21 protein-coding genes and 2 tRNA genes are annotated in these 20,469 nt (G+C 63.3%); 12 read left to right on the top strand and 11 right to left on the bottom strand.

Annotated elements, in window-relative coordinates; translation table 11 throughout:
• Positions 1 to 130: 130 nt before the first annotated feature.
• The 6 genes from E8M83_RS02255 to E8M83_RS02230 form a co-directional block, all read right to left on the bottom strand.
• Positions 131 to 853 (bottom strand): ABC transporter ATP-binding protein, encoded by a 723-nt coding sequence (locus E8M83_RS02255; protein WP_137171773.1) that lies wholly within the window; start codon positions 851 to 853, stop codon positions 131 to 133.
• Positions 853 to 1,623 (bottom strand): ABC transporter ATP-binding protein, encoded by a 771-nt coding sequence (locus E8M83_RS02250; protein ID WP_137171772.1) that lies wholly within the window; start codon positions 1,621 to 1,623, stop codon positions 853 to 855. The genes E8M83_RS02255 and E8M83_RS02250 overlap by 1 nt, the downstream gene beginning before the upstream one ends.
• A gap of 14 nt (positions 1,624 to 1,637) precedes the next feature.
• Complete coding sequence (locus E8M83_RS02245) at positions 1,638 to 2,849, bottom strand: ABC transporter ATP-binding protein (protein WP_137171771.1); 1,212 nt, start codon at positions 2,847 to 2,849, stop codon at positions 1,638 to 1,640.
• A gap of 16 nt (positions 2,850 to 2,865) precedes the next feature.
• Positions 2,866 to 3,795: a branched-chain amino acid ABC transporter permease gene (locus tag E8M83_RS02240; RefSeq protein WP_137171770.1), complete on the bottom strand. Its 930-nt coding sequence runs from the start codon at positions 3,793 to 3,795 to the stop codon at positions 2,866 to 2,868.
• A 187-nt stretch (positions 3,796 to 3,982) separates the two neighbouring features.
• Positions 3,983 to 4,942 carry a 4-hydroxy-3-methylbut-2-enyl diphosphate reductase gene (ispH, locus tag E8M83_RS02235; RefSeq protein WP_170976659.1) on the bottom strand — a complete coding sequence of 320 codons (960 nt, stop codon included), beginning with the start codon at positions 4,940 to 4,942 and terminating at the stop codon, positions 3,983 to 3,985.
• Positions 4,943 to 4,974: 32 nt separating this feature from the next.
• A complete protein-coding gene (locus E8M83_RS02230) occupies positions 4,975 to 5,427 on the bottom strand; it encodes a peptidylprolyl isomerase (protein ID WP_137171768.1) in 453 nt (150 codons plus the stop codon).
• A gap of 102 nt (positions 5,428 to 5,529) precedes the next feature.
• Between E8M83_RS02230 and radC the strand changes: the two genes are divergently transcribed.
• The 4 genes from radC to E8M83_RS02210 all read left to right on the top strand — a co-directional run bounded on the left by radC (position 5,530) and on the right by E8M83_RS02210 (position 8,489).
• On the top strand, positions 5,530 to 6,201 hold the full coding sequence (gene radC / locus E8M83_RS02225; RefSeq protein WP_137171767.1) for a DNA repair protein RadC: 672 nt from the start codon (positions 5,530 to 5,532) through the stop codon (positions 6,199 to 6,201).
• Positions 6,202 to 6,409: 208 nt separating this feature from the next.
• Positions 6,410 to 6,646, top strand: a complete 237-nt coding sequence (rpmB, locus tag E8M83_RS02220) for a 50S ribosomal protein L28 (protein WP_123069134.1) — start codon at positions 6,410 to 6,412, stop codon at positions 6,644 to 6,646.
• Between the two features lie 13 nt (positions 6,647 to 6,659).
• Entirely contained in the window at positions 6,660 to 6,827 is a 168-nt protein-coding gene (gene rpmG / locus E8M83_RS02215; protein ID WP_005665735.1) for a 50S ribosomal protein L33, read from the top strand.
• Between the two features lie 87 nt (positions 6,828 to 6,914).
• The gene (locus E8M83_RS02210; protein WP_137171766.1) at positions 6,915 to 8,489 is read left to right on the top strand and encodes a DUF418 domain-containing protein; all 1,575 of its coding nucleotides are present in this window, start codon (positions 6,915 to 6,917) and stop codon (positions 8,487 to 8,489) included.
• Between the two features lie 60 nt (positions 8,490 to 8,549).
• On the opposite strand, the gene E8M83_RS02205 is transcribed toward E8M83_RS02210, so the two are convergent.
• The 5 genes from E8M83_RS02205 to E8M83_RS26175 all read right to left on the bottom strand — a co-directional run bounded on the left by E8M83_RS02205 (position 8,550) and on the right by E8M83_RS26175 (position 13,782).
• A complete protein-coding gene (locus E8M83_RS02205; RefSeq protein WP_137171765.1) occupies positions 8,550 to 9,761 on the bottom strand; it encodes a fatty acid desaturase in 1,212 nt (403 codons plus the stop codon).
• 93 nt (positions 9,762 to 9,854) lie between these two features.
• Positions 9,855 to 11,204, bottom strand: a complete 1,350-nt coding sequence (locus tag E8M83_RS02200) for a mechanosensitive ion channel family protein (RefSeq protein ID WP_137171764.1) — start codon at positions 11,202 to 11,204, stop codon at positions 9,855 to 9,857.
• Positions 11,205 to 11,213: 9 nt separating this feature from the next.
• Positions 11,214 to 12,548 (bottom strand): RsmB/NOP family class I SAM-dependent RNA methyltransferase, encoded by a 1,335-nt coding sequence (locus tag E8M83_RS02195; protein ID WP_137171763.1) that lies wholly within the window; start codon positions 12,546 to 12,548, stop codon positions 11,214 to 11,216.
• A 13-nt stretch (positions 12,549 to 12,561) separates the two neighbouring features.
• The gene (purN, locus tag E8M83_RS02190; protein ID WP_137171762.1) at positions 12,562 to 13,191 is read right to left on the bottom strand and encodes a phosphoribosylglycinamide formyltransferase; all 630 of its coding nucleotides are present in this window, start codon (positions 13,189 to 13,191) and stop codon (positions 12,562 to 12,564) included.
• A 63-nt stretch (positions 13,192 to 13,254) separates the two neighbouring features.
• Complete coding sequence (locus E8M83_RS26175) at positions 13,255 to 13,782, bottom strand: barstar family protein (RefSeq protein ID WP_373995027.1); 528 nt, start codon at positions 13,780 to 13,782, stop codon at positions 13,255 to 13,257.
• Between the two features lie 264 nt (positions 13,783 to 14,046).
• Between E8M83_RS26175 and E8M83_RS02180 the strand changes: the two genes are divergently transcribed.
• The 8 genes from E8M83_RS02180 to E8M83_RS02145 all read left to right on the top strand — a co-directional run bounded on the left by E8M83_RS02180 (position 14,047) and on the right by E8M83_RS02145 (position 20,463).
• On the top strand, positions 14,047 to 14,592 hold the full coding sequence (locus tag E8M83_RS02180) for a glycine zipper 2TM domain-containing protein (protein ID WP_137171761.1): 546 nt from the start codon (positions 14,047 to 14,049) through the stop codon (positions 14,590 to 14,592).
• A 121-nt stretch (positions 14,593 to 14,713) separates the two neighbouring features.
• The gene (locus E8M83_RS02175) at positions 14,714 to 15,496 is read left to right on the top strand and encodes a spermidine synthase (protein ID WP_137171760.1); all 783 of its coding nucleotides are present in this window, start codon (positions 14,714 to 14,716) and stop codon (positions 15,494 to 15,496) included.
• 19 nt (positions 15,497 to 15,515) lie between these two features.
• Positions 15,516 to 17,312 (top strand): GspE/PulE family protein, encoded by a 1,797-nt coding sequence (locus E8M83_RS02170; RefSeq protein ID WP_137171759.1) that lies wholly within the window; start codon positions 15,516 to 15,518, stop codon positions 17,310 to 17,312.
• A 73-nt stretch (positions 17,313 to 17,385) separates the two neighbouring features.
• Positions 17,386 to 17,461, top strand: a tRNA-Lys gene (locus tag E8M83_RS02165).
• A gap of 230 nt (positions 17,462 to 17,691) precedes the next feature.
• A complete protein-coding gene (locus E8M83_RS02160) occupies positions 17,692 to 18,333 on the top strand; it encodes a hypothetical protein (RefSeq protein ID WP_229491387.1) in 642 nt (213 codons plus the stop codon).
• 64 nt (positions 18,334 to 18,397) lie between these two features.
• A tRNA-Lys gene (locus E8M83_RS02155) sits at positions 18,398 to 18,473 on the top strand.
• Between the two features lie 61 nt (positions 18,474 to 18,534).
• Positions 18,535 to 19,149 (top strand): YigZ family protein, encoded by a 615-nt coding sequence (locus E8M83_RS02150; RefSeq protein WP_137171758.1) that lies wholly within the window; start codon positions 18,535 to 18,537, stop codon positions 19,147 to 19,149.
• A gap of 138 nt (positions 19,150 to 19,287) precedes the next feature.
• On the top strand, positions 19,288 to 20,463 hold the full coding sequence (locus E8M83_RS02145; RefSeq protein ID WP_137171757.1) for an MFS transporter: 1,176 nt from the start codon (positions 19,288 to 19,290) through the stop codon (positions 20,461 to 20,463).
• The last annotated feature ends 6 nt before the right edge of the window (positions 20,464 to 20,469 follow it).

Here is a 20,469-nt window from a genome sequence, read left to right as displayed (position 1 = left end):
GGTTGGCGGCTGCGCCGCCGACGCGGTGATGGTTGGCAGCAAGATCATCCGGCACGACATCGGAGTCGATAACGATCGACGCGTCGGCGGCGAAGCCGCCAACCCTACCGTTTGCACGCCACCCGGGCGATTACTCGCCCAGATATGCCGCCTGCACCCGCGGATCGTTCAACATATCGCGCGCATTGCCGGTCATGGTGATCGCGCCGGAATCCATCACATAGCCGCGGTCCGCGGCCTGCAGCGCCAGCTTGGCGTTCTGCTCCACCAGCAGGATCGTGATGCCCTGGCGCGACACGTCGCGGATCACCTCGAAGATCTTCTCGACCATGATCGGCGCCAGGCCCATCGACGGCTCGTCCAGCAGCAGCAGGGTCGGATGGCACATCAATGCGCGCGCCATGGCCAGCATCTGCTGCTCGCCGCCCGACAGGGTGCCGGCCAGCTGGGTCGAACGCTCTTTCAGGCGCGGGAATACCGTGTACCACTTCTCGATATCGGCATCGATCCCGGCCTGGTCGTCGCGTGTATACGCGCCCATCAACAGGTTCTCGTGGATCGACATGCGGGTGAACACGCCCCGCCCTTCCGGCACCATGGCCAGCTTTTGCCGCACCATGCGGAACGACTGCGTGCTGCGCAGCGGCTGGCCGAGATAACTGATGTCGCCCTCCACCTTGCACGGCGGGAGCGTGCCGGTGATGGCTTTCAGGGTCGTGGTCTTGCCGGCGCCGTTGGCGCCGATCAGCGTCACCAGCTCGCCCTTTGCGACCTCGAGGTCGATGCCCTTGACTGCCTTGATGCCGCCGTAGGCGACCTTCAGGCCGGAGATTTTCAGGATCGGTTCAGCCATCAGTGGGCGCCTCCAAGATAGGCGTCGATCACGGCCTGGTTTTTCTGGATCTCGGCGGGCAGGCCTTCGGCGATCTGCTTGCCGTATTCGAGCACCGTAATGCGGTCGCACAGGCCCATCATGAGCTTGACGTCGTGCTCGATCAGCAGCACGGTCCGGCCCTCGGCCTTGATTTTCACCAGCAGCTCGCGCAGCGCCAGCTTCTCGGTCGCGTTCATGCCGGCCGCCGGTTCGTCCAGCGCCAGCAGCTGCGGATCGGTGGCCAGCGCGCGCGCGATCTCCAGGCGGCGCTGGTCGCCGTACGACAGGTACTTGGCGGTGCGGTTGGCGAACTGGCCGATGCCGACGAATTCGAGCAGCTCTTGCGCGCGCAGGCGGATCGCGGCTTCCTCTTCGCGCGCCGCCTTGTGGCGCAGGATCGCGCCCAGCACGCCCTGCCTGGTGCGCACGTGGCGGCCGACCATCACGTTTTCCAGGGCGCTCATCTCGCCGAACAGGCGGATATTCTGGAAGGTGCGCGCGATGCCGGCCCTGGCCACGTCGTGCGGCGCCGACGGCGAATACGGCTTGCCGGCCAGCTCGAAGGTGCCGCTGTCGGGCTGGTACAGGCCCGTGATCACGTTGAAGAAGGTGGTCTTGCCGGCGCCGTTGGGGCCAATCAAGCCATAGATCTGGCCCTGCATGATCCGGATGCCGACGTCGGTCAGCGCCTGCAGGCCGCCGAAGCGCTTGTTCACGCCGGCGATATTCAGGAGGACTGGTTCGCTCATGGTCTGTTCACTCATCACGCGGTCGATGCCTCTTCTTCGTCGCGCGCGAGGGCGGCGTTGGGGCGCTCTTCCTTGTTCGGCGACGGCCACAGGCCGGCCGGGCGCACCAGCATGATCAAGACCAGGGCCAGGCCGTACAGCAGCTGGCGCAGCACCTCGGCCTCGATGATGACCTTGCCGAACAAGGCCTGCTGCGCCGGGTCGACCACATGGCGCAGCACCTCGGGCAAGGCCGCCAGCAGCACGCCGCCCAGCACCACGCCCGGGATGTGGCCGATGCCGCCCAACACCACCATCGCCAGCACCGCGATAGACTCGGTCAGCGAGAACGATTCGGGCGACACGAAACCCTGGAAGGCGCCGAACATCGCGCCGGCCACGCCGCCGAACGAGGCGCCCATGGCAAAGGCCAACAGCTTGACGTTGCGGGTATTGATGCCCATCGCCTTGGCCGCGATCTCGTCTTCACGGATCGCCACCCAGGCCCGGCCGAGGCGCGAATGCTGCAGGCGGCCGGTGATGAAGATGGTCGCGATCACCAGCGCCAGGAACAGGAAGTAATAGGCGTTCACCGACGGCATCGCATAGTCGCCGAGCATGACGGTGGCGCCGGAGCCCGGCTCGCCCGCCAGCGACACGCCGAACACGCGGATCGGGTCGATCATATTGATCCCCTGCGGCCCGTTGGTGAAGTTGATCGGGTCGTTCAGGTTGTTCATGAAGATGCGGATGATCTCGCCGAAGCCCAGGGTCACGATGGCGAGGTAGTCGCCGCGCAATTTCAGGGTCGGAGCGCCCAGCAGCGCGCCGCACAGGGCGGCGAACAGCGCCGCCAGCGGCACGATCGCCCACAGCGACAGGTGGATGCCGTCCTGCGCGATCTCGGGGCCGAAGAAGGCCACCAGCGCTTCGCCGACGGCCGGCGAATAATAGATCAGGGATTCGAGCAGCGCCGCGAACTGCGGCGACGAGAACAGGCCGACCAGGTAGGCGCCGACGGCGAAGAAGGCGATATAGCCCAGGTCAAGCAGGCCCGCGAAGCCGACCACGATGTTCAGGCCCAGCGCCAGCATGATGTACAGCAGCGCGATGTCGATGATGCGTACCCACGAATTGCCGAACTGCGAGGCGACGAACGGGAAGATCAGCATCAGGATCAGCACCGCCGCCATGCTGATATAGGCCTGGCGCGGCTTGTGCTGGGTGTCGAAGGTCAGGAGTGCCATGGTCGTCGTCCTCTCGTCATGCGCGGTCGGCCACGCGCTCGCCCATGATGCCGGACGGACGCAGGGTGAGCACGAGGATCAGCACCACGAAGGCGAAAATGTCCTGGTAGTGGCTGCCGAGGAAGCCGCCGGTCAGGTCGCCGATATAGCCGGCGCCGAGCGCTTCGATAATCCCCAGCAGCAGGCCGCCGAGCATGGCGCCATAGATGTTGCCGATCCCGCCCAGCACCGCGGCGCAGAAGGCTTTCAGGCCGGGCAGCACGCCCATGGTGAAGGTGATCGAGGCATAGTTGGCGCCCCACATCACGCCGGCGACGGCGGCCAGCGCGGCGCCGATGGCGAAGGTGGCGACGATCACGCGGTTTGAATCGACGCCCATCAGGCCGGCCACGCGCGGGTTCTCGGCCACGGCGCGCATCGCGCGGCCCATCCTGGTGCGCTCGACCAGCAGCACCAGGGCGCCCATCGCGACGGCGGCCAGCACCAGCAGCAGCACTTGCGTCTGCGAGATCATGGCGCCGCCGACCATGATCGGTTCGGACGACAGCAGTTGCGGGAACGGGATCGGGCTGCGGCCCCAGATCATCATGGCGAAGGTCTGCAGCAGGATCGAGACGCCGATCGCCGTGATCAGGGGCGCCAGGCGCGGCGCATTGCGCAGGCGGCGGTAGGCGACGCGCTCAATCAGGATGCTGACCAGCATGGTGAGCGGAATCGCGCCGAGGATGGCCAGCGCCAGCTGCACATAGCCGGGCAGCCCGGGAATATAAGCCTCCAACAATTGCAGGATGGTCAGGCCGAGCATGGCGCCGATCATCAGCACGTCGCCATGGGCGAAGTTGATCAGGTTGAGCACGCCATACACCATCGTATAGCCGAGCGCGACCAGCGCATACATACTGCCCAGCACCAGGCCGTTCAGTATCTGTTGGATAAAGGTTTCCATCGTTCCGCCTGTTGTATTCTGCCTTGCAAAAAAACGGCACCACGGGCTTTACCCCGAAGTGCCGTTCATGGTCATGGCTACCATGATAATTTTCGAGCGCCACATCATAACTTGGCTTTTGGAAAACTAATCACGGTAAATCCGTGCTGTAGCAAATTTTCTTTTCTGGCTTTACGAAAAATAAAGTTCAGGCTGCGGACGACGATGGCTCAGGACGTACGCCATCCAGGCCTTTCGGCAGCGGGAAAGTCACGTGTTCCTCGACGCCTTCCAGCGCACGCACGCTGGCCGCGCCCAAGTCCTTCAGGCGGTCGATCACGGCCTGCACCAGCACTTCCGGGGCCGAGGCGCCGGCGGTGACGCCGATCCGCTTCTTGCCCTCGATCCAGCTTGGATCGATCTTGCCGGCATTGTCGACCATATAGGCCGGCGTACCCATTTTTTCGGCCACTTCGCGCAGGCGGTTCGAGTTCGAGCTGTTCGGGCTGCCCACGACCACCACGACCTCGACCTGCGGCGCCATGAACTTGACGGCTTCCTGGCGGTTGGTGGTGGCGTAGCAGATGTCGCCCTTCTTCGGCTCGATGATGTTCGGGAAGCGCGCCTTGAGCGCGGCAATGATGTCCAGGGTGTCGTCGACCGACAGCGTGGTCTGCGAGACATAGGCCAGCAGATCCGGATTGCGCACCTGCAGCGTTTGCACGTCCTCGACCGTCTCGACCAGGTGCATGCCTTCTTCGGCCTGGCCCATGGTGCCTTCGACTTCGGGGTGGCCGTCGTGGCCGATCATGATGATCTCGGCGCCCTGCTTGCGCATCTTGGCCACTTCGACGTGGACCTTGGTCACCAGCGGGCAGGTGGCATCGAAAATGGTCAGGCCGCGCGCCTCGGCGTCGGCGCGCACGGCTTTCGAGACGCCGTGGGCCGAGAACACCAGCGTGTTGCCCGAGGGGACGTCTTCGAGTTCTTCGATGAAGATCGCGCCCTTGTTGCGCAGGTCTTCGACCACATAGGCGTTGTGCACGATCTCGTGGCGCACATAAATTGGCGCACCAAATTGTTTCAGCGCGCGCTCGACGATCTCGATCGCGCGATCGACGCCGGCGCAAAAGCCGCGCGGCTGGGCCAGCAGAATTTCGTTTTCCATCATGTTTCCTTCGTTTCCGCCTGCGTCCATGATTACAGGACCGAAATCAGTTTCACTTCGAATTGCAGGGCGCGGCCGGCCATCGGATGGTTGAAATCGAACAGGGCCGAATCGTCGCGCATTTCCAGCAGCACGCCGGCAAAGCGGCCGCCCTTGGGTGCATTGAACTCGACCACTTCACCCACGTTGTACTCGGCGCCCGGCACCGAATTGTCTTCCAGGGTCGCCTTCGACACCGACTGGATCAGCTCCGGGTTACGCTCGCCGAACGCTTCGACAGCGCTGAGCTCGAAGGTCTGGTGCGTGCCTTCTGGAAGGCCGATCAGGCGTTGCTCGAGGAAAGGCGCCAGTTGGCCCTGGCCCAGCAGCAAGGTGGCCGGCGTGCCATTGAAGGTCGTGACCACATCAGAACCACCGGCAACTGCCAGGCGGTAATGCAGGGTCAGGTAAGAGGATTCGTTGACGACGGGAGCAGCGTTGGACATGTTCTTTGTGGTTGCAGGCATACCTGATCAGGCAAAGCGCTATTGTAAGCCACGCGCGCGGCTTGCGCCTTGGCTGCCTCTTTTTTTGGCGAGGAATCAAACATGGGAATCTGCGACTGGCCCGAACAGGACCGTCCCCGCGAGCGCCTGCTGCGCGACGGGCCGAATGCGCTGTCGGACACCGAATTGCTGGCGATCTTCCTGCGCGTGGGCGTGGCCGGCAAGAGTGCGGTGACCCTGGCCGGCGACACCCTGGCGCATTTCGGCTCGCTGCACCGGCTATTGCATGCCGATTCGGGCGAATTCGGCCGGCTGCACGGGCTGGGGCCGGCCAAGTACGCCCAGTTGCAGGCTGCGCTCGAACTGGCGCGGCGCGTGGTGGCCGAGCAGTTCCGGCGCGAAGCGCTGTGTTCGCCCGAGGCGGTGCGCCACTACCTGCGCAGCCAGTTCGCGCTGCAGACGCATGAATCGTTCATGGTGCTGTTCCTGGACGTGAAGAATCGACTGATCAATTGCGAGGAAATGTTCAGGGGGACCCTGACGCACACGAGTGTCTATCCTCGCGAGGTGGTCAAGGCGGCGCTGCGGCGCAATGCGGCGGCGGTGATCCTGGCGCATAACCACCCTTCCGGCGTGGCCGAGCCCAGCGAAGCCGACCTGCGCCTGACGAGCGCGCTGGTACAGGCGCTGTCGCTGGTCGATATCCGGGTGCTGGATCACTTCGTGGTGGCAGGCAACCACGTGCATTCCTTTGCCGAGAACGGGCAACTGTGACGGATATGCGTCGCCGTGTCGTCAGGTAGGGACTTGATGTTTGCCTGATTTACATAGCGTAAACAGCGGGTTACAACACTCATCGGGAATTGTTAAATTTTCCAGATAGTCCATGACACCATTGTTTTCTGTAAGTGATTGATTCCGCTTTGCTTTTCACGCTATACTCTCGTTTTTCCAAGTCTGGAACATATTTAAGGAGTGCACTATGGCACGTGTTTGCCAAGTAACCGGCAAGGGTGTGATGGTTGGTAACAACGTCTCCCACGCTAACAACAAAACGAAGCGTCGTTTCCTGCCTAACCTGCAGAATCGTCGTATCTACGTCGAATCGGAAAACCGTTGGGTTTCGCTGCGTCTGTCGAACGCCGGCCTGCGCGTGATCGACAAGCTCGGCATCGACGTCGTGCTGGCCGACATGCGCGCCCGTGGCGAAAAAGTTTAATTAGGGAGCTATCATGGCAAAAACTGGCCGCGACAAAATCAAGCTGGAATCGACCGCAGGTACTGGTCACTTCTACACCACCACCAAGAACAAGCGCACGATGCCGGCGAAGATGGAAATCACCAAATTCGACCCGAAAGCACGTAAGCACGTGATCTACAAGGAAACCAAGATCAAGTAATCGATCTTGTTTCCCTGAAAAAGCCGCCGGCGCGCAAGCCCGGCGGCTTTTTTGTCGCGTGGACGCATCCACGCGTACCATTGCAGGATGAGCAATCCGCAATCTTCTGCCTTCTCTCCCGTCTTGTCCGAACACCGTCTCGACGTCCTCGATGTGCTGCGCGGCTTCGCGCTGGTCGGCATCTGTGTCGCCAACGTCGAATTCTTCAACCGGCCCGTGGCCGAATCCGGCAACGGTATCCCGGCCGGCCTGCACGGCCTGGACTGGCTGGTGGCCTTCCTAGTCGCCTATTTCGTCAGCGGCAAGTTCTGGACCATCTTCTCGCTGCTGTTCGGCATGGGCTTCGCCCTGATGCTGGAACGGGCAGGTGCGGCCGAACGCCCCTTCCTGCCGGCATATGGCCGGCGGATCGCGGTGCTCGGCCTGTTCGGCCTGCTGCACTACCTGCTGCTGTGGAGCGGCGACATATTGATCAGCTATGCGATCGGCGCGCTCGCCCTCGTGCTGATGCTGTTCGCCAGGGGGCGCTGGCTGATCGTCGCCCTGGCCGCCTGCTTCCTGGTGGCACAGGCGCCGGGCTTCGGCTTTGCTTCCTGGCTGGTGACGCCCATCCTGTTCGCGGGCCTGGTCGGCCTCTACCTGCGCGCTGAACATCGCGCGCTGTTCCCGCTGGTGGCGATCGTACCGGGCAGCCTGATGCTGCTGGCCGCCGTCCTGGACTTCGTCGGCGGCAAGGGCGATATGGGAGCATTGCTGGCGATCGGCGCCGCGCTTGTGCTGCTGGGCCTGCTTGCCTGGGGCTTCGTCCAGCCACGAGCGGCGCGGCCGCTGCGCGCCGGGATCGCCATCTTCATGCTCACCTATGGCTTGACTGCGCTCGACGCAGGCATGCGCCATTTCGCGCCCGAATGGGGCCAGCAGGCCGGCATCAGCAGCGCGGCAGGCGAACCAACCGACGTGGATGCCGCCACCGTATCGCAGTACCGCGAGCGCACCGCGCGCAGCGGGCAAGAGAAGCAGGTGCTTACCAACGGCAGTCATGCCGAGGCAGTCGCCATGCGCCTCGGCCACCTGGAGGCGCGGATGCGCGATGAAACCGGCTTCGTCGTGGTCGGCGTGAGCGTGTTCCTGGTCGGGCTCTGGTTCGTGCGCTCGGGCGTGATTGCCAATGCCGGCGCCCATTTGCCCCTGTTCCGGCGCCTGGCCGTGGGCGGGATCGGCGCCGGAGTCGGGCTTGGCCTGCTCAGCGGCTTGATCAGCACCGGCCGCCCGCCCGGCGTCGACGACCAGGGCTATGACTTCGCGAATGCCTTGATGACGATGGGCAGCCTGCCGGCCTCGCTCGGTTATATGGCCGCGATAGTGCTGGCGCTGCACGGCAGCGGCATCCTGGCCAGGGTGCGCATCCTGGCGCCGTTCGGACGCATGGCGCTGAGCAATTACTTGATGCAATCGCTGGTCTTGTCGCTGCTGTTCTATGCACACGGGCTCGGCCTGTGGGGCATGGGCAGGACCGGGCAGGTCGGGATTGCCCTGCTGCTGTGCGTGCTGCAGATCGGCCTTTCCCACTGGTGGCTGGCGCGCTTCCAGTACGGGCCGCTCGAGTGGGTGTGGCGGGCGCTGACTTATCTGAAGTGGCCGGCCATGCGCCGTGCCGCATGACCCGGAAACGACGACGGCTTCCGAAGAAGCCGTCGTGTCATGCCTTAGGGCCTGGGCCGATCAGGCGTAAGTACGCAGGCGCATCGAGAACTCCTGCAGCGCCTTGATCTTCGACGCTTCCGCGCGGTTGCACCAGTCCTGCAATTGGTGCAGCAACTGGTCGCGGGTCGAGTGCGAACGTTCCCAGATCGCGCCCAGTTCGACGCGCATATGGTGCATGGTCTCCAGTGCCTTGCTATGCTGGAACAGCTCGACCAGTTGCTGCTGTTGCGACGATTCCAGCTTGGCCGGCTCGCGCTGCATCAGCTTGCGCGAGCTTTTCAAGAAGCGCGATTCGAGCTCGGCCTTGTGCTTCAGGTGCTCCAGTTCTTCGCTGAAGGCGCGGCGCACCGACTTGGCATACTTGGCCATCACATCGTAGCGGTTGGCGATCACCGACTGCAGGGTGTCGAAGTCGGCCTGCGCCTTGTCCTTGTCCAGCTTCGGCTTCGGCGCCACCTTCTTCACCTTGGCGAGACCCACCATTTCGAGCATGCGGATATAACCCCAGCCCAGGTCGATCTCGTACCACTTGCTCGACAGCTTGGCCGAGGTGGCATAGGTGTGGTGGTTGTTGTGCAACTCTTCGCCGCCGATCAGGATGCCCCAAGGGAAGATGTTGGTGGCCGCATCGCTGCAATCGTAGTTGCGGTAACCCCACCAGTGGCCCAGGCCGTTGATGATGCCGGCGGCCGTGATCGGGATCCACATCATCTGGATCGCCCACACGGTCAGGCCGATCACGCCGAACAGGGCGACGTTGATCACCAGCAGCGAGGCCACGCCCCACATGCTGCGGCCGGTGTACACATGGCGCTCGATCCAGTCGTCCGGCGTGCCATGGCCATATTTGTCCATGGTTTCCTTGACCTTGCTTTCAGCGCGGTACAGCTCGGCGCCTTCGAACAGCACCTTGCGGATGCCGCGCGTCTGCGGGCTGTGCGGATCTTCTTCGGTGTCGCACTTGGCGTGGTGCTTGCGGTGAATCGACGCCCATTCCTTCGTGACCTGGCCCGTAGTCAGCCACAGCCAGAAGCGGAAGAAATGGCTTGGGATCGGGTGCAGGTCGAGCGCCCGGTGCGCCTGGTGGCGGTGCAGGTAGATCGTCACGGCGGCGATCGTGATGTGGGTGACCACCAGGGTGTATATCACGACTTGCCAGGCCGAGAAGTCGAGCAGGCCGGTGGACAGGAACGACAGCACAGCGTGCCAGGCGTCGTTAATGAAATTCATTCAGTCTCCAAAGGGCTTATTCAATGTGCAACCACGGCGACCGCACACATATAACCCCGGCATTTTACGTGGTTCTACTGCCGCACGGCAGTTTTACTTGCTCAAATTTGCGCCAGTCTGTGCACGCTCGTCGCCCTGCGGCGTACGCGCCACCGCCTTGGCGATGTGGGCGTCGAGCAGGCGGGTGTCCATCGATGGATGCCCGAGTTTGATCGCGCCCGCTTGCACAAGTGCGTAGATCTTGCGGTTGACGTCCGAAATCGGCCCGCCCTGCCCGTTCTCGGGGTCGCCCAGCCAGAAGCCGACCTCGAGCTCGTAGCCATCGGCCGCGAAGGCATTGAGCAGCACGTTCGGCGCCGGCGTCTCGAGCACGCGCGCCACGCCCTTCGGCTGTTCTTCGAGCAGCGGGATCACGACGGACAGATCGCTGTCGTAGGACACGACCAGCTTGGTCACCGCGCGCACGTTGCGGTTGGTGGACGACTGGTTCAGCACCACGCCGGTGATCAGCATCTCGTTCGGCAACAGCGTCTGCGTACCGTCGGAACCACGCAACACAGTGTAGCGGGTATTGATGCGCGCCACCTTGCCGGAATATTTATCCAGGGTGATCGGATCGCCGATCGACAGGCTGCGCTCGAACAGGATGATGAAGCCCGACACGTAATTACTGGCAATACGCTGCATGCCGAGACCGAGGCCGACGCCCAGCGCGCCGCCGAACACCGACAAGACCGTCAGGTCGAGCCCGGCCAGCGACAGGCTGAACAACACCGCGACCAGGATCAGGGCTGCGCGGCCCACGCGCGCCATCGCCACCCTGAGCGAGCTGTGCATGCGCTCGAAGCCCATCAGGCGTTCTTCGAGCGTGGCGCCGGCCCACAGCGCCAGCATCATGAGCACGACGATCGAGATCGCGCCTTGCAGCAGGTCGGCAATCGATACCTTGTTCTTGCCGATCGGAAGAACCGTATGCTCGAGCGTACTGATCACATCCGGCAGGATGCCGGTCAGGTGCATGGCCACGATGATCCAGACCACGAAGGCGAACACCTTCTCGAAGGTCTGCAATGCCGCCCCCACCTGGCCGCGGCGGGCAAAGGCGCGCCGCAACAGGTAGAAGAAGGTACGAATTACCGCCAGCGACATGAACAGCGGCAGCGCCACGCGCAGCAGCGACACGCCCTGGTACTGTTCCAATACCGTCTTGGTGAGCGCGAGCAGCCCGACGATCAGGAGCGGGCCCAGCACGCGATTGAAGCTGCCGAGGCCGACGCCGATCAGCCCGCTTGCATGCGGCCGGTCCTTCAGCAGCGAACGGTGAATGAGCCGTGCCAGGCCCCAGCCGACCGCCACGCACAGGACGAGGGCGACGATCTGCCAAAAGATGGCGGGGCGGCGGGCATCGTCCAGCAGGACGTTCAGCAAGTCCGACAGCGGCATCGATACTCCTTACTCGCCGTCCGCGTCCGCGGCCGTGTTGTCCGCGTCGACCGTGTCATCCGCGGCAGCGGCCTTGGCCGGCTTGGCCAGCGCCTTGCGCTGCAGGACGGCGGCAAAGAAGCCGTCGGTCTGGTGCTTGTGCGGCAGCAGTTTCAGGTACTGGTCCATCTCGAGCGGGATTTTTTGCTCGGCCAGCACCTGGCTCATCGGCACCAGTTCGAAGTCGGCGTGATTGGCCAGGAAGCCTTCGACGATGACGTCGTTCTCTTCATTGAGCAGGCTGCAGGTGGCGTACACCAGGCGGCCGCCGCCCTTGACCAGGCGCGCGGCCGCGTCCAGGATCGAGGCTTGCTTTTCTTGCATTTCGGCGATGGCGCCCGGCTGCTGGCGCCACTTGACGTCCGGATTGCGGCGCAGGGTGCCCAGGCCCGAGCACGGCGCGTCGACCAGCACGCGGTCGATCTTGCCGGCCAAACGCTTGACCTTGGCATCGCGCTCATGCGCGATCACCACCGGATGCACGTTCGACAGGCCGCTGCGCGCCATGCGCGGCTTCAATTTGGCCAGGCGTTTTTCGGAGACGTCAAAGGCATACAGGCGGCCGGTATTACGCATCAGCGCGCCCAGCGCCAGCGTCTTGCCGCCGGCGCCGGCGCAAAAGTCGACCACCATCTCGCCGCGGCGCGCGCCGACGATCTGGGACAGCACCTGGCTGCCCTCGTCCTGCACCTCGATCGCACCTTCCTTGAACAGCGGCAGGTTTTGCAGCGCCGGTTTCTTTTGCACGCGCAGGCCCAGCGGCGCGAACGGCATCGGCTCGGCCACGATCGGTGCTTCGGCCAGTTGCGCCATCACGGCATCGCGCTCGGCCTTGATGGAATTGACGCGCAGGTCCAGCGGCGCCGGGGTGTTCAGTACCGCCGCCAGTTCCAGCGCCTCTTGCTCGCCGAACTGGGCCACCAGCTTGTCGAACAGCCATTGCGGCAGGTTGGCGCGAATCGGGCCCGGCAGCAGCGTGCGGTCGACTTCCTCGATGCGGGTGAGGAAATCGGTCTCGTCGTCGCTGAGGCCGCCGATGCTGTCGATGCCGACCGTCTCGGCCAGGCCCAGCAGGGCCAGCTTGCGCATCGACGGGGTATTGCCGTGGCCGGCGAAGTCGGTGAAGAACGATTTATTACGCAACACGGCGTACACGGCTTCGGCGATGACGCCGCGCTCGCGGCCGCCGAAGCGCGGGTTGTCCTTGAAGAAGCGCGACAGGGTCACGTCGGCCGGCGAAGTAAAGCGGAGAATGTCGCGCAAGACTTCTTCGGTCTTGGCGACGATCGCTGGAGGCAATCTCATGTAAATCCTTGAATTAAATACTGATGGCGTCGACCGTTGGTTCGACGATGCGCACCGTGCCATGTTCGACGACCAGGCGGTCTTCGACGAACAGGCGTACGGCGCGTGGGTAGATCTTGTGTTCCTCGGCCAGCAGGCGCGCCGCCAGCAGGTCTGGCGTATCGCCCGGCAAGACCGGAATGGTTGCCTGCAGCACCGACGGGCCGTGGTCGAGCTCGGCGGTGACGAAGTGCACGGTGGCGCCGTGTTCCGTCATGCCGGCGTCGAGCGCCTGCTGGTGCGTGTGCAGCCCCGGGAACAGGGGCAGCAGCGACGGATGGATGTTCAGCATCCGGCCCGCATAATGCTCGACGAACGGCGCGGTCAGGATGCGCATGAAGCCGGCCAGCACGACCAGGTCGGGCTGGAAGGTATCGATGACTTCCTGCAGTCTGGCGTCGAATTCGGCGCGGGTGGCGAAATCCTTGTTCGACACCACGGCGGTCGGAATGCCACGCGCCTGGGCGAACGCCAGGCCGCCGGCATCGGGCTTGTTACTGATCACCGCAGCCACGCGGGCGGGCCAGCCCTCGGCATCGAGCGCACGCACGACCGCTTCCATATTGCTTCCGCGGCCGGAAATGAGGATCACGATGTTTTTCATAGCCGGCATTGTACCGTAACACCGGCGGCCAACCGCAGCCCCCGGAGGGGGCTATCCGGGACTTCAGGCGGTCGGCGGGACCGTTGCGAACGAGTAGAATACGCGGAACGGCACCTTCTTTTCGGCCCAGAATTCAGCGGCGTCGCGGAACACGTCGAGCAGGTTTTCGCGCGCTTCCTTGTCGAATTTCTGCGCGCTAGGCAGTTGCTCGAGCACAACGATAAAGCCCGGCTGCGGGCCGGCCTCGTGGATGGTCTCGGTCAGGCAGGTGCGCAGCGCATCGAAATTCTTGCTGCACGGTTTGGGGAAATAAAAATTCTCGCCAATGCGGGCGCAGACTTGCTGCTTGGTGAGCGTATTGGCGCAATGAGCATATAAAAAATGATGACCGAGCCGCCCGGCCTCCTGTTGCAAATCGCCAACGCGGAATGCGCGGATCGCTTGAACAAGATTCGGCGCCACTCTCATCAACAAACTCATTTTTTCCTCAAGTTCACCCGTCAATAACGCGCCATGGCGCCACCCCTCGCGGCGCTGGGTAGCGCTGCTGCTTCTAACCTCGCTGTCGTTGCTATACGCCAATAAGTCCATGATTTGTGTAAGGGTAACGTTTTGTGGTATTGGAAGCAACCCAAATGTGAGTTTCAGATGCCTATTTGTAAGAATCGGTAGGTGCATATGTGACACGGAAACACCGCTTTGGGGGCCGGCTTCATTCTGGCGCGACTTGTTGCGCACTTTATTCGCTGTTACATTTTGTTGCCACGCGGATTCGATGGTTTTTTGCAGTAGGCGTACCATGAAGTCTGTAACGAATCAGCACACCAACGTCGCACTATTCAACGAGGTACTACCATGAACTTGCAAGCCAAACTGATCATCTCGGCCCTCGGCATCGCCACCCTGCCGCTGGCCCAGGCTGCCGACTTCGAAGACTTCGGCCGTGTAGTGCGGGTCGAGCCGCGCCTCGAGCAGGTTCGCACCCCGCGCCAGGAATGCCGTACCGAATACGTCCAGGTGCCGGTGCAGCAGGAACGCGGCGCCGGCGGCACGATCATCGGCGGCATCGCCGGCGCGCTGCTGGGCAGCCAGGTCGGCGGCGGCAACGGTAAAGTCGCTGCATCGGCCGCCGGCGCGATCGCCGGCGCCATGGTGGGCGACCGGGTCCAGAACAATGGCCGTCCACAAGGCAGCACCGTGCAAGAACAAGCCGTGCAGCAATGCCGCACCGTGGAAGCGATCGAATCGCGTACCGCCGGCTACAACGTGACCTACGAATACCGCGGCCAGAACTACACTTCGCTGATGAGCCGCGATCCGGGCAACCGCGTGCGCCTGCGCGTCTCGGTCGAGCCGCTGGACAGCTATAACGGCCAGGGCCAGGCGTACAGCCAGTACTGATCGTCATAGTCATTAGAAATCAAGCAACGCGGCCCATGAGGCCGCGTTGTCGTATGTGGGCCCGAGCTTGCGCTGGGGGAACCCGTCACCCGATAATAGGGCGATTCCACCAGGCCTATCTATGCTCATCAAACGCAAATCCATCGAACAAGTCGAATCCTCGCGCCGTCCCGCGCGCAAGCCGAAATTCGCGCCCGTCACGTTGTCGGAACAGGACGGCGTCCGTTACCTCCACTTCGGCACCGAATGGGTGCAGGGCGCCATGCGCATCCGCAAACCCGACTGGCCCGAACTGGAATACGCACAGCAGATGATGGCGTGGATGCTGTTCATTGAATCGCCGCACGCCATCGCCCAGCTGGGCCTGGGCACGGCCGCCCTAACCAAGTTCTGCTATCGCCAGTTCCCTGAAGCGAGCGTGACCGCCGTCGAGCTCAACGAATCAGTGATCGCGATCTGCAATTCGATGTTCAAGCTGCCGCCCGAGGACGAACGCCTGCGCGTGCTCGAAATGGATGCGCTCGACTTCGTCGAAGACCCGGCCAACCACGAAGCCTATGACGCCCTGCAGTGCGACCTGTACGACGCCACCGCGCGCGGCCCGGTGCTCGATACGCCGGAGTTTTATCGCGCCTGCGCCGATTGCCTGGCGCCAGATGGCATCATGACCGTCAACCTGTTCGGCGACCACCCGAGTTTCGCCAAGAACCTGAAGGCGATGAAGTTCGCCTTCGCTCACGTGATCTGCCTGCCCGAGGTACACGAAGGGAATGTGGTGGCGCTGTGCTTCAAGACCCGCCCCACGCTCGACAAGGACGCCCTGAATGCGCGCGCCGCGCAGATCGTGGCGCAGACCAAGCTGCCTGCGAAATCCTGGGTCAAGGGATTGTTTGCCGCCGATTGACCATTTATCCAGGGCCACCGTGAACGCCATCCCGCACAAACCAGCCAGCCTGCGCAAGCTCGACCTGCAATCGATTTTCTCGTGGCTGCTGGCCGACGGGATCGTCACCAAGGAGAAGGTCAAGGCCGAATTCGCCCAGGCCCAGGGCATACTGAAAAATGCGCCTGGCATCATGCATCCGCTGACGGCGGTGGCGCAATGCAAACTCATATCGGCCCTGCCGCCGCACCGGCTGTTGACGCTCGATGTGCTGACCGAATGGTGCGCGGCCAAGGTCGGCCTGCCTTTCATCCGCATCGACCCGCTGAAAATCGATTTCACGAAAGTGGCGGACGTGATGTCGGCCAGCTATGCGGCGCGCTTCAATATCCTGCCGGTCGACATGACCCCGACCACGCTGGTGGTGGCGACGGCCGATCCGTCGTTGACCGAATGGGAGGCCGAGATCGCCAAGGTCTCGCGCCGCCGCATCGAACTGGTGCTGGCCAATCCGCTCGACATCGCCCAGTATATTTCGCAGTTCTTCGCCCTGGCCAAGTCGATCCGCGACGCCAGCCGCAGCAGCGGGCAAGACGTCGCGATGCGCAACAACTTCGAGCAGCTGGTCGAACTGGGCAAATCGAACAAGCAGTTCGATGCGAATGACCAGCACATCGTCAATATCGTCGACTGGCTGTGGGGTTACGCCTTCGAGCAGCGCGCCTCGGATATCCACCTGGAGCCCAAGCGCGAAATGGCCACCGTGCGTTTCCGTATCGATGGCGTGCTGCACCAGGTCTACCAGGTGCCGGCGGCGGTGATGATCGCGATGACCGCGCGCATCAAGCTGCTGGGGCGGATGGACGTGATCGAAAAGCGCCGGCCGCAGGATGGCCGCATCAAGACCCGCACCGCCGGCGGGCAAGAGGTCGAATTGCGGCTATCGACGATGCCGACCGCCTTCGGCGAAAAACTGGTGATGCGTATCTTCGATCCTGAAGTGGTGGTGAAAACCCTGCCGGAACTGGGATTCCCGCCCGACGATGCGCAGCGCTGGGATGGGCTGACGCGCCGCCCGCACGGCATCATTCTCGTGACCGGGCCGACGGGGTCGGGCAAGACCACTACTTTGTACACGACCTTGAAAGCGCTGGCGACCAGCGAAGTGAATGTGTGCACGGTGGAGGATCCGATCGAGATGGTCGAACCGGCATTCAACCAGATGCAGGTGCAGCCGGGGATCGACCTGTCGTTTGCCGATGGCGTGCGTTCGCTGATGCGGCAGGATCCCGACATCATCATGGTCGGCGAGATCCGCGACCTGGAAACGGCCGAGATGGCGATCCAGGCAGCGTTGACCGGTCACCTCGTGTTTTCGACCCTGCATACCAACGATGCGCCGTCGGCCGTGGTGCGTTTGCTGGAATTGGGCGTGCCGGATTATCTGCTCGAGGCAACCCTGATCGGCGTGATGGCGCAGCGGCTGGTGCGCACGCTCTGCCCTGCCTGCAAGGCGCCGGGCGGTGAATTGAGCGACGAGGTGTGGGACAGTATTGGCGGGGTGTGGAAGATCGCTAAGCCTGCGTCGGTGTATCGGCCGGTGGGGTGTCCGGAGTGCCGGCAGACGGGGTATCGGGGGCGCACCGGCATTTATGAGTTGCTGACAGTGAGCGAAGGCTTTGGACGCTTGATTCGTGAATCGGGCGAGATGCGTGCCCTGCGCGAGCAGAGCGTGAAGGATGGGATGAAGCCGTTGCGCATTGCCGGGGCGATGAAGGTGGTCGAGGGGGTGACGACGGCGGATGAGGTATTGAAGGTGACGTCGGCGTTGTCGTGAACGGCGCCCGTGTCGAAATTTTTGGCAAGGCCTAGCGCAAAGCGGAATCGCCGGCTATAATGCTGCCTCTTTCGGGTCGTTAGCTCAGTTGGTAGAGCAGCGGACTTTTAATCCGTTGGTCGCGTGTTCGAGCCACGCACGGCCTACCACGAATATACAGGAAGCCCACGAATTTCGGTTCGTGGGCTTTTTGCGTTCTGGCCCCGCTTCTCTGGTCAGCGAAATGCCCGGAATGCGCATACTCGCTGACAAGACGATCACGTCCCGCTGGCCGCGAAAAGGGTGCCACCAGGGACAACCATGCGCCGTTCATCCGAACGAAGCTCACGCGATGTTTGATGTTAAAGTAATTGCAACTGTCTACACCCCCTGGCGCGCCATGTATCTCATCTCACGCATTTTCCTCGTCGGCTATCTCATGATCGTCGCGTTGTTCTTTACCTGCGGCATCGGGCTGATCGTCTTGTCCGCGCTGGAGGCCTGGAACGCGCTCAATCCCGGCATCGACGCGCCGATCCGCGCCAGGTTCGAAATCCTGCTCGAATGCGTCGGCCTCCTGACCATCGCCGTGGCCGCTCTCGAATTGGGCCAGACCGTGCTCGAAGAAGAGATCCAGCGCTCGGCCAACATCAGCTCGCCAACCCGGGTGCGTCGCTTCCTGTCGCGCTTTTTGATCGTGGTTGTCGTGTCGCTGTCGGTCGAATGCCTGATCGGCGTGTTTCAGTTCGTACACGGCAAGCCCGAATTCCTGCCGCATGCCGCCTCGGTCGGGCTGGCCGCTGCCGCCATCCTGGCAACCTGGGGCCTGTTCGTGCGCATGAATACCGAAGCCGAGAAGCTCGAGCCGGAAGCCATGGCCGAGGTCAAGGCAGAAGACGACCAGGTCGAGGGTGAGGATAGCGGCGAGGGCAAGGCGAAAAACGTGCCGGTCGACACCAATGAAGCGCCGCCGAACTACGGCCACAAGCAGCACCAACCGGGGCAATTCCCTTCCGCCACGAAGGAACCACCTCAGCCTTAATTGACAAAGTGACTGGAAGCACTTGGCAATATCGGCCAAGTGCCGCTATAATCTCGTCTTCTTCGGGTCGTTAGCTCAGTTGGTAGAGCAGCGGACTTTTAATCCGTTGGTCGCGTGTTCGAGCCACGCACGGCCTACCAAAGATTCAGACAACAACGCCAGCCTTCGGGTTGGCGTTGTTGTTTCCACTTTCCGAATGCCATGCCCCAGACGATCGCCAGCGCCGTCCACCACGAACTGGTCATCAAGAAAAGCCGCTTCATCGCCTGCGTGCAGCCGATGCCGGATCGCGCCGGGGCCCAAAAAATCGTCGCCGAATTGCGCGCCCAGCATCCGGGCGCGGCCCATGTGTGCTGGGCCCTGCTGGCCGGCGGCCAGTCGGCGGCCGTCGATGATGGCGAACCCAGCGGTACCGCGGGCCGCCCCATGCTCGACGTATTGCGCCACCAGGACCTGGAAGGCGTGCTGGCCACCGTGGTGCGCTACTTCGGCGGCGTCAAGCTCGGCGCAGGCGGACTGGTGCGCGCGTATACCGACAGCGTGGCCCAGGCCCTGTTGACGGCGACCAAGGTGCCGATCATCAAGCTGCGCCAGCTGCGCTGCACCGCCCCGTATGCCATGGAAGGCATGCTGCGGCGCGAATTCGACGCTGCCGGCGCCACTCTCGATGCCGTCGAGCACGGCGACGACGTCCGCTTTACCGTCAGCCTGCCAGCCAGCGCCGCCGACGCGCTGCGCGCCCGGCTCGACGACGCCGGCCATGGCCGCATCGGCTGGCCATCGGCCGGGGACGACGAGGGCGACGGGCAGGCCTGACGCCATTCCGGCGCCCTATACCCGTCATCACGACACGAAAGCGGACGCGCCCGCCTGCGCCCGGTATAGTGCCAGACCCGGCCGCGCATGACGCTTCGGCCGGCTTTCCTCTTCCACCTCCGAACAACAACAATCCCCGTGATCAAGAAAAGCCTACTTCCCCTCGCCCTTGGCGGCTTCGGCATCGGCATGACCGAATTCGTCATGATGGGCATCCTGCCCGATATCGCCAATGGCCTTCACATCACCATCCCGCAAGCCGGCTACCTGATCACCGCCTATGCACTGGGCGTCGTGGTCGGCGCGCCGACCCTGGTCAGCATGGTTGCCGGCCGGCCGCCGCGCAGCGTCCTGATCTGGTTCATGCTGATGTTTGCCATTTTTAATGCGATGTCGGCTTTTGCGCCGAACTTCGAGATCATGATGGTGTCGCGCTTCCTGGCCGGCCTGCCGCATGGCGCCTTCTTTGGCGTCGGCGCGGTCGTCGCCAGCCGCCTGGCCGACCAAGGCCGTACGGCCGCCGCGGTTGCCACGATGTTTACCGGCCTGACCCTGGCCAATGTGCTGGGCGTGCCGCTCGGCACCTGGATCGGCCATGTGATCGATTGGCGCCTGGTGTTCCTGATCGTGGCCGTGATCGGCCTGCTGACCATGCTGAGCCTGCGCCAATGGGTGCCGCATATCGAACCGGGCAAGCGCACCGGGATCATGCAAGACCTGCGCATCTTCCGCCACCTCGACCTGTGGCTGGCACTGGGCATCGTCTCGATCGGTACCGGCGGTTTCTTCGCCTGGTTCAGCTATATCGCACCGCTGCTGACCGACGTCACGCGCTTCGATTCGACGACGATTCCCCTGATCATGACCGCGGTCGGCGTCGGCATGACGGTCGGCGTGCAGTTCGGCGGTCGCCTGGCGGATCGTGTTCATCCGCTGCCCGCCCTGCTGATCCTCATGATGTCGATGACCGCGCTGCTGCTGTGCAATGGCTTCCTCGCGGAGTCGAAGCTGGCGATGGTCGTGCTGGCTTTCCTGACCGGCGCCAATGCGCTGGCGATCGGGCCACCGATCCAGCTGCTGCTGATGGAACATTCGCGCGAGGCGGAAATGCTGGGCTCCTCGCTGGGGCAGTCCGGTTTCAATATCGGCAACGCCCTGGGCGCCTTCCTCGGCGGCATTCCATTAACCCTCGGCTATGCCTATACGGCGCCACAGTGGGTGGCGGCGGCGCTGGCGCTGTGCGGCGTCGGCTTGTCGGCGATCATGCTGGCGCGCCACCGCATGCAGGCGCGTGTGCTGGCCGGCTGCACCTGATCGTGG

It is taken from the genome of Massilia sp. HP4, from assembly GCF_005222695.1.
Taxonomy (GTDB): domain Bacteria; phylum Pseudomonadota; class Gammaproteobacteria; order Burkholderiales; family Burkholderiaceae_D; genus Telluria.
Note: the sequence above shows the minus strand (reverse complement) of the source record. Positions and strands in the feature narration are given on the sequence as shown.